This window comes from Duncaniella sp. (assembly GCF_029056165.1).
Lineage (GTDB): Bacteria > Bacteroidota > Bacteroidia > Bacteroidales > Muribaculaceae > Duncaniella.
The window spans coordinates 1-12,714 of sequence record NZ_JAIDBW010000008.1 but is presented as its reverse complement, the minus strand read 5'-3'; the positions used below and the strand labels follow the sequence as shown (position 1 = coordinate 12,714).

General features: G+C 45.9%; 9 protein-coding genes. 8 read left to right on the top strand and 1 reads right to left on the bottom strand.

Annotated elements, in window-relative coordinates; genetic code table 11:
• The first annotated feature begins 22 nt into the window (after window positions 1-22).
• The 6 genes from K2G41_RS01260 (at window position 23) to K2G41_RS01235 (ending at window position 7,394) form a co-directional block, all read left to right on the top strand.
• Entirely contained in the window at window positions 23-703 is a 681-nt protein-coding gene (locus tag K2G41_RS01260) for a M15 family metallopeptidase (RefSeq protein WP_300113292.1), read from the top strand.
• A gap of 540 nt (window positions 704-1,243) precedes the next feature.
• Window positions 1,244-2,434, top strand: a complete 1,191-nt coding sequence (locus tag K2G41_RS01255; protein ID WP_300113289.1) for a galactokinase family protein — start codon at window positions 1,244-1,246, stop codon at window positions 2,432-2,434.
• Between the two features lie 19 nt (window positions 2,435-2,453).
• Complete coding sequence (locus tag K2G41_RS01250) at window positions 2,454-3,185, top strand: nucleotidyltransferase family protein (protein ID WP_300113286.1); 732 nt, start codon at window positions 2,454-2,456, stop codon at window positions 3,183-3,185.
• Window positions 3,186-3,225: 40 nt separating this feature from the next.
• Window positions 3,226-4,284 carry an NAD-dependent epimerase gene (locus tag K2G41_RS01245; RefSeq protein WP_300113284.1) on the top strand — a complete coding sequence of 353 codons (1,059 nt, stop codon included), beginning with the start codon at window positions 3,226-3,228 and terminating at the stop codon, window positions 4,282-4,284.
• Window positions 4,285-4,298: 14 nt separating this feature from the next.
• On the top strand, window positions 4,299-5,615 hold the full coding sequence (locus tag K2G41_RS01240) for a UDP binding domain-containing protein (protein WP_300113280.1): 1,317 nt from the start codon (window positions 4,299-4,301) through the stop codon (window positions 5,613-5,615).
• A 201-nt stretch (window positions 5,616-5,816) separates the two neighbouring features.
• Entirely contained in the window at window positions 5,817-7,394 is a 1,578-nt protein-coding gene (locus tag K2G41_RS01235) for a peptide chain release factor 3 (RefSeq protein WP_300113277.1), read from the top strand.
• A 300-nt stretch (window positions 7,395-7,694) separates the two neighbouring features.
• Here K2G41_RS01235 and K2G41_RS01230 read toward each other — a convergent pair whose 3' ends face one another.
• Window positions 7,695-8,609: an Abi family protein gene (locus tag K2G41_RS01230; protein ID WP_300113274.1), complete on the bottom strand. Its 915-nt coding sequence runs from the start codon at window positions 8,607-8,609 to the stop codon at window positions 7,695-7,697.
• A gap of 413 nt (window positions 8,610-9,022) precedes the next feature.
• On the opposite strand from K2G41_RS01230, the gene ligA reads away from it, so the two are divergent.
• Both ligA and K2G41_RS01220 read left to right on the top strand, forming a co-directional pair.
• Window positions 9,023-11,041, top strand: coding sequence for an NAD-dependent DNA ligase LigA (gene ligA / locus K2G41_RS01225; protein ID WP_300113271.1), 2,019 nt, complete (start codon window positions 9,023-9,025; stop codon window positions 11,039-11,041).
• Between the two features lie 113 nt (window positions 11,042-11,154).
• Window positions 11,155-12,714 (top strand): glycoside hydrolase family 2 TIM barrel-domain containing protein (locus K2G41_RS01220; RefSeq protein WP_300113269.1); only part of this gene is annotated, 1,560 nt, incomplete at its 3' end.

Below are 12,714 nucleotides of genomic sequence, written 5' to 3'. Positions count from 1 at the left end.
GGAATTTTCATAATTTTGTAAAATGAAATCCATCATAACGAGTATAACGCTACTACTCCTGTCCACTATGAACTTTTGTGAAGATATCAATGCCCGCAGTCTTGACTCGCAGCTTGCTGAAGCCGGATTTGTGGCGGTCAACAAGGCCGACACAACCATAGCTGTGAGGCTGATGTATGCGGGTGATGATAATTTCACCGGTGTGCAACTTTATGATGATGTGACCGACGCATATCTTCATCCCGATGCTGCAAGAGCGGTCATCAAGGCTTCTGAAGAATTACATAGGCTCTATCCTGCCTACAATCTTCTTATCAAGGATGCTGCGCGTCCTATGAGCGTGCAGCGTAGGATGTTTGACGCCGTGAAGGGGACACCCAAAGCTAACTATGTGGCTAATCCGGCAAAGGGCGGGGGATTGCACAACTATGGACTGGCAGTCGATATAACCATTGTTGATGAGCGCGGTAATGAGCTTCCGATGGGTACGCCGGTTGATCATCTTGGGAAGGAGGCCAATATTGATCAGGAGGAAAGTATGGTCCGCGACGGGATCATATCCGAAACAGAGCGTCAGAACCGTCTGTTGCTCCGCCGTGTGATGACTGCCGCCGGTTTCAAACCACTGCGCACCGAATGGTGGCATTTCAATTTCGTCAGCAAAAGCCAAGCTCAGGCAGCATACCGACTGCTTGTTTTCTGATTAATGCTGTTCTTGCCTGATGATGCGGATGTACTTGAAGCGGTTATTAGTTAGCGGGTGGATTCACGGTTCTTTCATTTAAACTTAAAATAACAACATAATCACCCTTACTCGGTTTAGTACGAATCGGGTGAATTTTTATATTTGTATTTCAGAAAGTTATGTCGATTTTGTCGATTAGTACTGGGACAGCCTTTATCTCATTGCTCTTTTCCTTACATGCTTCCGAGGAGGTGTGAGGAAACAGGCGTTACGCTTCTTATTGGAAACTTTGGTGGGGAGAATTGAATAAAAAAGGTATGAACCATTTTAATATAAAAAAAAATATGTAATTTTGCTGTAATTATATGTCAGATTTAAGGAATCTGTATGTAATGCACATGAGATATTGAAATCATCATTTTGTTGATAGACCAATTGATTGATGTTTTTAAGGTTTGATCTTGAAATGCAGTATGGTAAAATATATCAGGATGGTAAATATATTGTGTGTCTTTAAAGTGAATTGATAATATGCGAAATATCTAAATCTTGGGCTTTATGACCTCACTACACCAAGCGTACCGTACATTCTTTGGCAAGGGTGATGCGCTATATCAACTGTTCTCTCCTTATCGTATCTGTCCCCTGGGAGCACATGTCGATCATCAGCATGGCCTTGTGTCAGGCTTTGCATTCAATTCAGGAATTGAATTCCTTTTCTCGGCGACTGATTCAGGGAAGGTTGAGATGGCTTCGCTCTCGTTTGAGGGATTGATGACATTTAATGTTCAGCGGCCGGTTGATGAAAAGCAGGGCAACTGGGGTGATTATCTTCGTGGTGCAGTCTGGGCACTTCAACAGGATTTTCATCTTGAAAAGGGTATTAGGGGTATAGTGAAAGGATCTATGCCGATCGGTGGCCTGTCGTCCTCAGCCGCTTTGCTGTGCGGTTTTGTTATGGCGATTGATAAGGTCAATAATATCGGACTTACCCGTCAGCAGGTGATCGATTATGCCTCGATTGCCGAGAGGATGTATGTCGGTCTCAATAACGGCATACTTGATCAGGCATGTGTAGTGCTCTGCGAGGCTGATAAACTGCTCTATCTTGATACGAAAACCAGTGAATATCGCCTTGTTCCGTTCGGTGGTGACAACCCGAAACCGCTACCATTCAAACTTGGTATATTTTTCTCCGGGGTTACGCGTAAACTGACCGGTACAGACTATAACTTGCGTGTGGCTGAATGTAAGACAGCCGCTTGGATAATGCAGGCTTATGAGGATGAGCATCTTCAGGAATTTTCAGACACTCGTTTACGTGATGTGCCAGAGGAGCATCTTGAAAAATATGCTGATCGTATGCCGGTTCGTTTTGCCAGACGCGCACGCCATTTCTTCACCGAGTGTGACCGTGTCCGTGACGGTGTTGTGGCTTGGGAGGAAGGCGACATCGAAAAATTCGGAAAGCTCGTGTTCGAGAGTTGCGAGAGCTCTATGAATAATTATGAATGTGGCTCCCCGGAACTGATCGAGCTATATGAGATAATGAAGGGGACAGACGGTATCTTCGGAGGCCGCTTCAGCGGTGCCGGTTTCAAAGGGGCTTGCATAGCACTTGTCGATCCCGAGAAGCTTGACGCGATCCGTGAGGTTGTGAGTGAGAAATACCTGAAAAAATATCCCCAGTACAAAGACTCTTTCGAGATCTTCTTCTGTGATCCGGCGAATGGAGTTGATTTCCTTTGAAAGAAAATAAATATAAAGCATGAAAAATATAGTAATCGCAGCGGGCTATGCTACCCGTCTATACCCGCTTACAGAGAACTTTCCCAAACCCCTGCTGAAAGTCGGGGATCGTAGCATTCTCGAACGTATGCTTGACGATATCGATCCTCTTCCGGAGATAGATTCCCATATAATCGTTACAAACCATAAGTTTGCTCCCATATTTGAGGAATGGCTTAAAAACATGTCATATACCAAACCTGTGACGATAATTGATGACGGTACGGAATCCAACGAGACACGTCTCGGTGCTGTGCGCGATCTGCTTCTTGCGATTGAACAGTGCAACGTGGATGACGATATAATGGTTCTCGCCGCGGATAATATCCTCGAATTCTCACTGAGTGGATTCATTGAATTTTTCCGCGATAAAGGCACTTCGGTAATAATGTGTCACCATGAACCTGAACTTCGTCGCCTTCAGCGTACAGGTGTTATAGCCGTTGACGATGATATGAAAGTGCTGGAGATGCAGGAGAAGCCCGAAAAGCCTGTCTCAAACTGGGCAGTCCCTCCGTTCTATATATATTCGCGTAAGGATATGCCCCTCATCCGTGAATGTCTGTCGCATGGATGCGGATATGATGCGCCCGGTAATCTTGCTCACTATCTTGCAGAGGTCTCGATCCTCCATGCATGGCCGATGCCTGCAGGACGTTTTGACATCGGATCACTTGATTCCTACAAGGAGGCTCAGGAACGTTTCAGTTGATCGTTAAATAAAGGTTGTAATTCGTTATAAATTATCTGACATGAATATACTTGTAACCGGAGCTGCCGGTTTTATTGGTTCATACGTTGTACGCCGCTTTGCCGAGCGCGGCGATAAAGTGACAGGTCTCGACAACATCAATTTTTATTATGATCCGGAACTGAAATTCGCTCGTCTTGCAGAGGCAGGTATCTCAAAGGAAGAAGCGGAGAAATGGTACAAGTTTACGGAATCAACAGTTTATGGTGAGAATTACCGTTTCATACGTATGAATCTTGAGGATACAAATGCGATGAAAATGCTTTTTGCAAATGGACATTTTGACGCAGTTGTCAACCTCGGTGCGCAAGCAGGCGTGAGATATTCTATCACAAATCCGCGTGCATATATAGAGAGTAACATCGACGGTTTTATAAACATACTTGAAGGTTGCCGCGATAATAATGTGGGACATCTTGTCTATGCTTCTTCTTCAAGCGTATATGGCCTGAATGGAAAAATACCCTTCTCGGAGCATGATGGTATAGCACATCCGGTTTCGCTTTATGCTGCAACGAAAAAATCCAATGAGCTTATGGCTCATTCCTATTCGCAACTTTATGGAATACCGACTACTGGCTTGCGTTTCTTTACGGTTTATGGACCGTGGGGGCGCCCGGATATGTCACCGTTCTTGTTCATTGATGCGATCCTCCATGACCGTTCAATAAAAGTATTCAACAACGGTGATATGTGGCGTGATTTCACGTATATTGACGATATCGTTGAAGGTATTGTCCGGATAACGTCAGTTATTCCCGAAGGCAATCCTGATTGGGACAGCACTGATCCTGATCCTGCATCCTCGTCTGCACCATATCGGATCTATAATATCGGTAATTCACAGCCGACGCGTTTGATGGACTACATTAAGTGTATTGAGAATGCGGCCGGTCGTGAAGCGAAAAAGGATTTTCTGCCTATGCAACAGGGAGATGTCTATCAGACGTATGCTGACTCTTCGGCACTTGCCTCGGCAACCGGTTTCAAGCCCAATACCCCACTTCAGGTAGGTATTGACCGGACTGTAGCGTGGTTCAGGGAATTTTATAATTTATAGGAATCATTGATATAATGAAAAAATATAATATAGCCGTTGCCGGGACGGGATATGTGGGCTTGTCGATAGCGACGCTCCTTGCGCAGCACAATCATGTTGTGGCTGTGGATGTCGTGCCTGAAAAGGTCGAGAAGATAAACCGACGTATCTCTCCGATACAGGATGAGTATATCGAGAAGTATCTTGCTGAAAAGGATCTTGACCTTACTGCCACACTTGACGGTGAGGCTGCTTATCGTGACGCTGATTTTGTGATCATAGCTGCTCCGACCAACTATGATCCTGTGACGAATTATTTCGACACTCATCATCTTGAGGATGTGATAGATCTTGTGCTGAAGGTCAACCCCGAAGCAGTAATGGTAATCAAATCCACGATACCGGTGGGGTATTGTCGTTCACTTTATCTGAAATATGCGGCAAAGGGCGTAGAGCGTTTCAATCTTATCTTCTCTCCTGAATTCCTGCGGGAGTCAAAGGCTCTTTATGATAATCTGTATCCGTCACGTATTATAGTCGGTACTCCCAAACTCATCGCTGATCCGCGGTTTAAGGATGAGAATGAAATCATCAGTCGCATTGCCGATATCCCGAAGCTTGAGGAGGCGGCACGCACATTTGCGTCTTTGCTTCAGCAGGGAGCTATAAAGGAGGATATCCCGACTCTCTTCATGGGGATGAAGGAAGCCGAGGCGGTGAAGTTGTTTGCCAACACTTATCTCGCTCTCCGAGTGAGCTATTTCAATGAACTTGACACCTACGCTGAGGTTAAAGGGCTTGACTCCAAGGCGATCATAGAGGGGATAGGACTTGATCCGCGTATAGGCTCTCACTACAACAATCCTTCCTTCGGTTACGGAGGTTACTGTCTCCCGAAGGACACGAAGCAGCTGCTCGCCAATTATGCCTCCGTTCCGCAGAACATGATGTCGGCAATAGTCGAAAGCAACCGTACCCGAAAGGATTTCATTGCCGATCAGGTGTTACGGTTGGCAGGATGGTATGGCTATTCGGACACTAATTCTTATTCCGGCCGGGAGGAAAAACCGTGTACGATCGGAGTCTATCGTCTGACCATGAAATCAAATTCCGATAATTTCCGTCAGTCGTCCATTCAGGGTGTCATGAAGCGTATCAAGGCAAAAGGCGCACAGGTGATAATATATGAACCGACTCTTGAGAATGGATCAACATTCTTCGGCTCAAGGATCGTCAACGACCTCTCCGAGTTCAAGAGCCTTTCAGATGCCATCATCGCAAACCGCTATGATGCGATTCTTGATGATGTCGCTGACAAGGTCTATACGCGTGACATCTTCCGGAGGGACTGATCTCCGGGGCTGTTATAAGTAATGCATTCAGACAGAGCCGATGAATCATCCCATCGGCTCTGTCCATATATCATACCGTCAGATAAGTCTCAATTCCATAATATGACTGCGTAGTAGAGAGAAATTCGCAAATTTTCCGTAATTTTGTAGCCGTTTAGTGAAAATCCATCCTATCATTTACGAAAACAACAATAAGCAGCCATGGCTTTAAAAGAAGAAATAGCGCGTCGGCGCACATTTGCGATCATCTCACACCCTGATGCCGGTAAGACCACTCTGACCGAAAAACTCCTGCTTTTCGGTGGTGCGATCCATGTGGCGGGTGCAGTGAAGTCAAACAAGATTAAGAAAACCGCTACTTCCGACTGGATGGAGATTGAGAAACAGCGCGGCATCTCGGTGGCGACCTCCGTGATGGGATTTAATTACGGGGATTATAAGATAAATATTCTCGACACCCCCGGTCACCAAGACTTTGCGGAGGATACTTACAGGACTCTGACAGCTGTGGATAGTGTAATAATCGTCGTCGATGTGGCGAAAGGTGTCGAGCAGCAGACTCGCAAGCTCATGGAGGTCTGCCGTATGCGCAACACCCCTGTAATTATCTTTGTAAATAAGCTTGACCGTGAGGGTCGTGATCCGTTCGACATTCTTGACGAGCTTGAAAGCGAGCTTAAAATTAAGGTGCGTCCCCTGTCATGGCCTATAAATATAGGTGCTAAATTCAAGGGAGTCTATAATATCTTCGAACATTCTCTCGACCTCTTCACTCCTGACAAGCAGCGAGTGAGCGAGCGCGTCGAAATTGATTCTGTCGATGATCCGCGCATTGATGAGAATGTAGGGGAGACCGATGCTGCGAAATTGCGTGAGGATCTTGAACTGATTGAGGGTGTCTATCCCGAATTCAACGTAGAGGAGTATCTGGAGGGTAAGGTTGCTCCTGTGTTCTTCGGTTCGGCTTTGAATACGTTCGGTGTCAAAGAGCTTCTTGACTGTTTCGTGAAGATAGCTCCTGCGCCTAAACCAACCAATGCGGAGGAACGCGAAATCAAGCCTGATGAGGAGGGTTTCTCAGGCTTCGTGTTCAAGATTCATGCCAATATGGATCCCAACCATCGTTCATGTATAGCCTTTGTGAAAGTTTGTTCGGGTAAATTTGAACGTAATGCGCCATATCGCCATGTCCGTTCCGGTAAGACAATGAAATTTGCAGCCCCGACGGCATTTATGGCGCAGAAGAAAAATATTGTCGATGAGGCTTATCCCGGTGATATCGTAGGTATTCCCGATACTGGTAATTTCAAAATCGGCGACACTCTGACTTCGGGTGAGACTCTCCACTTCAAGGGTCTGCCGAGTTTTTCGCCGGAGATGTTCAAATATATCGAGAACAGCGATCCCATGAAAGCTAAGCAGCTTGACAAGGGTATCCAGCAACTGATGGACGAGGGTGTGGCACAGCTATTTGTTAACCAGTTCAATGGCCGTAAGATCATCGGAACTGTCGGCCAGCTCCAGTTTGAAGTAATCCAGTATCGTCTGCTTCATGAATACGGAGCGCAGTGCCGTTGGGAACCAATCTCGCTCTACAAGGCATGCTGGATTGAAAGTGACGATCCCGAAGCACTCGCTGCCTTCAAGAAGCGTAAGTTCCAGTTCATGGCTGTTGACCGCGAAGGTCGTGACGTATTCCTCGCCGACTCAAACTACGTCCTGCAGATGGCTCAGAATGACTTCCCCAAGATCAAGTTCCATTTCACGAGCGAATTTTAAGCATATTTTAACAGATTCGTACAGTAACATTCTGTCCGCATTTCCCCGTCATGCCTATTACATAATGGTATGGCGGGGTTACTTTTGTGTGTTTATGTAGGCTGATTGTGGCATGTTGTGTAAATGATATGAGGGTATTATCTTTGTGTTACTACTTTGTTACTCGTCCAAATTAAGTAACAAATCACACATTCAATTCCGTGATTCTCCTGCTCGACGTTCGATGCATCATCGTTCCTGCATGAAGTCAGGTGTATTAATTGCAAAATCTTCCATATCCATATTGAAGGGAGGAATTATCTAATGAGAAAGTGGTGTAATATGGGATATGAAGCGTCCTATTGGTTGATGATTTGCATTATCCAGTAGTCCGTTTACCCGGTCAATAAATTCATGCTGTCTGTTGCTGGAGATACTGCTAAGTATGGAGGCAATGACCATCAGTCCACCTGCCAAAGAATTTCGTTGGCCTTTTTCCATGCCTTTTATTTTACCGGGCTTTATAGATTGTGCCAGTTTCAGATCGAATAGGTTATGTCCATGTGCACAGACGTTACGAATAACGCGTAATGTCTGCATTTGAGAATGAAATACTTTTAGATTGGATATGCCCATCGATAATGCTATTTCCTGTTGCAGATCCACGTGTTTCAGGCTTTCGATCAGATAAAGAATACTTCCGAAAGTCATATACTCAAGCGTTTTCCATGCCGGGGCGTAAATGTCGTTACGATACTTATGATGGTGATGCTTGATCGCATCATTCTTTCGAATATCGCTGTACAATCCGGGTAACATCCTTAAAAAGTCAGCAGCTACTATCCTTCTATCGGCAAACCATGTGGGATTACTTTTATAATAATTTGAGACAATATAAATCAGGGTAGTGCGCAGATGAATTTCAATCCTATGGAGATATATTGTGAGGATTCCTCTAAGATCATGGTCGAAATAGTAAAGTGAAAGCGCATCTTCAAAGGTTGTGCCGGAGGAAAATATGTGATCCCTGTTGTGCTTGTTCGGATATTTATTCTCGAAAGGAAACCAATAGAATCCCAAACGATAATATCCTATATCAGCTAGCACTTCCTCGGCTTTAGCCTTGTCTGTTATCACCATGCCCCTTTGTTCAAGCTGGGCAATCTGTTCTGCTATTGTGGTCGCTGTTTTCATAAATAAAAAGGAGAATACCCGTCGGCATTCTCCTGCTTCCATTTTAGAGTGCAAGTCTGCTGCTTGTGCAGATGCTGGCACTTATGATGTTACAAAGGTACTACCTTATTTCAGGAATGCCAAATTTTAGGGTGATTTTTTTGTTTTTATTTTCTTTTGTTTGCTAAATAGATTCCTATATGAATGATTACGATTGCAAAGATAATCATTATCCATTATAAGAGCGGAATTTTAGGGTGGATAATAGTATCGGTTCATTTGAAAAATGGAGGAGGGATGCTCGCGGAATTAAAATAATATTTATCTTTGTATCGGTCAACTTTTAGGGCTGAACATGGGTTGATGACCCATGAAATTTCAGAAGTCCGTCTGTAAACGCGATTTTTCAATATAGAGACGGTGTTTCTGTCAACAAAATTGAGTATTAACAGTAAAATAGAGATCGTTTCAAACCAATGTCCTCACCAGCACAACGCATACAGCAGCTCCGTGATGAGCTTAACAGTCACAATCATGCTTACTATGTAGATAACCATCCGACTATCAGCGATTATGAATATGATATGCTGATGAAGGAGCTTGAACGGCTTGAGAAGGAAAATCCTGAACTGGATGATCCGTTCTCACCGACTCATCGTGTGGGCTCGGATATAACCAAAGGATTCGAACAGGTGGCTCACGAAAGACCCATGCTCTCATTGAGCAATACCTACAGCGTGGAAGAGGTGGATGACTGGGTGCGCAGGTGTAACGAGCTGCTGGGCAACGCCGACGGACTGAAATCCATACCTATTGTCGGTGAGATGAAGTTTGACGGTACGAGCATATCGCTGATTTATGAACATGGTCGTCTCGTCCGCGCAGTCACACGCGGTGACGGCGAGAAGGGTGATGATGTCACCGAGAATATCAAGACTATCCGAAGTATCCCTCTTGTTCTTCACGGCGAGGGATATCCGGAGGTGTTTGAGATCAGGGGTGAGATAGTACTTCCGTGGAAAGCATTTGACCGTCTCAACGAGGAGAGAGCGTTTAATGAAGAACCACTGTTTGCCAATCCGCGTAACGCTGCGGCCGGTACGCTTAAAATGCAGAACACTGCAGAAGTTTCGCGGCGTGGGCTTGATGCTTATTTCTACTATCTGCTTGCTGATGAACTCCCGTGCGATAATCATTATGACAATATGCTCATGGCTCGTAAGTGGGGATTCAAGGTGAGCCCTCTCATGACGCTGATGAATGACATTGCGGAAGTTGATGATTTTATCAGAAGACTTGATGTTGAACGCAAGGAACTCCCGGTGGCCACGGACGGTCTCGTGTTCAAGGTCAACAATCTGCGTCAGCAACTCAATCTCGGTTACACATCGAAGTCACCCCGATGGGCAATCGCCTATAAGTTTGCGGCTGAGCGCGCGCTTACGCGCCTACGTTTCGTCTCGTTTGAGGTCGGACGTATGGGTATTGTCACCCCGGTAGCCAATCTCGAACCAGTTTTACTTTCTGGAACGATTGTCAAACGTGCGTCGCTTCACAATGAGGATATTGTAAAGACTCTCGGTATTCATGAGCATGATATGCTCTATGTGGAGAAGGGAGGAGAGATCATCCCTAAGATTACAGGAGTGGATGAAGCCGCACGGGAGCAAGGGGCGGAGCCGGTGAAGTTTGTCACCCATTGTCCCGATTGCGGTACGCCGCTCATACGCGTTCCGGGCGAGGCTGCATGGCAGTGTCCCAATAAATATGGTTGTCGGCCGCAGATCATCGGCCGTCTTGAGCATTTCGTCGGCCGTCATGCAATGGATATCAACGGTGTCGGTGAAGAGAATGCGGCTCTTCTCTATGATGCCGGTCTGGTGAGGAATATTGCGGATTTCTATATCCTTCAGACTGCGGATCTTGAAGCACTTGAAAGAGTCGGTCCGCGCACAGCCCAGCGCATTCTCGAAGGTGTCGAGGCGTCGAAGGCCGTCCCGTTTGACCGAGTTGTCTATTCACTTTCCATTCCATTTGTCGGTGAGACCGTTGCACGTAAGCTTGCCCGCGGAGTAGGGGATATGGATACGCTTGTCTCTATGAGCCGCGACAATCTTATAGCTATCGAAGATATAGGTCCGAAGATAGCCGATGCTATCATCGAGTATTTCTGTGTGCCCTCCAATAAGGAGATTGTCAGTCGTCTTCGCGAAGCCGGTGTCCAGATGGCGATTCCGGATGAGGATAAGTCGGACCGCACAGACCTGCTTTCAGGTAAGACAATCGTGATCAGCGGTGTGTTTGCCAAGCATTCACGCGAGGAATACAAGGAGATGATTGAAAAGAATGGCGGAAAGAATTCCGGTTCGATATCTAAAAAGACATCATTTGTCCTCGCCGGCGAGAACATGGGGCCCGCAAAACTTGAAAAGGCTCGTTCACTCGGTGTCCCGGTAATTGATGAAAATGAATTTCTTGATATGATCGGGAAATAGTGATAAGTTGCCGGTCACTAAGCTTTGTTAAAGAGAAGGTGTGTCAAAATTAAATCGGTTGTTTTAACACATCTTCCTGTCCATCATTGAAACTTGATTTTATAAAATTCTCTATGACCCTTAAATCAATCATTACTGCGTTTGTCGGACTTACCATGACTTTCCCGATGATGGGGCAATCGTCAACTGACTGGAAAAATCCGGGCGTTTTCGCTGAAGGCCGATTGACTCCACGTTCGACGGCGTATCCTTACCCGGATCGGCAGATGGCCTTGACAGATGACTATTTGTCATCGCCATTCGTCATTTCGCTCAATGGAAAGTGGAAATTCAAATTCTCGCCGCGACCCGATGACCGGCCGGAGAATTTCTATAAGGATAATTATGACATCTCGGATTGGGATGAAATAGATGTTCCATCCAATTGGGAAATGAAGGGTTACGGAGTGCCGATCTACTCGAATATCAAATATCCGTTCCCTACGGATCCTCCACATATCCCACACGGTGATAACCCGGTTGGAAGCTACAAACGAAAGTTCTCGATCCCTGCGGATTGGGACGGTCGTAAAATCTTCCTCCATTTCGGAGGATCGACTGCCGGCATGTATGTCTGGGTAAACGGCAATAAGGTTGGTTACGTGCAGAGCACAAAAAATCCGGCCGAGTTTGACATCACCCCTTATACGCATAAAGGTGAGAATGAGATTGCCTGTGAAGTGTATCGCTGGACTGACGGATCTTATCTTGAGGATCAGGATTTCTGGCGGTTGTCAGGAATAGAGCGCGACGTCTATGTCTATTCGACCGCGCGGGTGCGTATAGCCGATTTCTTTGTCAAGGCATTGCTGGATAAGAACTATTCTAACGGTGAGTTTCAGCTTGCAACTTCCGTCCGTAATTACTCTCCGGACGCTATGCGTGGTAAACTGGATGTATGTCTCTATGATACCGATGGCGTAAGAGTGCTCCGAAAGGAGGAGAAAGTGACACTCGGCGGTGATTCTGAAACGACGATTTTGATGTCGGATATCGTTAAGGAAGTCCATCCTTGGAGTGCGGAGACCCCTTATCTCTATAATATGGTCATCACATTGACAGATGCAAAAGGAAATGTAATTGAATCGACTGGTTCACGAGTGGGTTTCCGTACAGTCGAGATACGTGACGGTCAGCTTCTCGTCAACGGCAAGGCCATAGAAGTCCACGGCGTGAATCTTCATGAGCATCATCCGGTGAATGGACATACGGTCGATCGTGAGACCATGCTTAAAGATATACGTACAATGAAACGCCACAACATCAATGCTGTCCGCACAAGTCACTATCCTCAGACTCCGATGTGGTATGATCTGTGTGATCAGTATGGACTCTATATTGTAGATGAGGCGAACATAGAAATACATGGTATGGGTTCTGCTCCGATCCGACGCACGAATCCCAAGACACATCCCGCGCGATTGCCTGAATGGAAGAATGCGATCCTTGACCGTGAAAAGATGCTCGTGGAGCGTGACAAGAATCATCCGAGCGTCATCATCTGGTCACTCGGAAACGAGTGTGGCAACGGCGAAAATTTCCTTGCCGGATATGACTGGATCAAATCGCGTGACACCACCCGACCCGTACAGTTCGAGCAGGCAGGTGAGGAAGATCCTAATACTGATATCGTA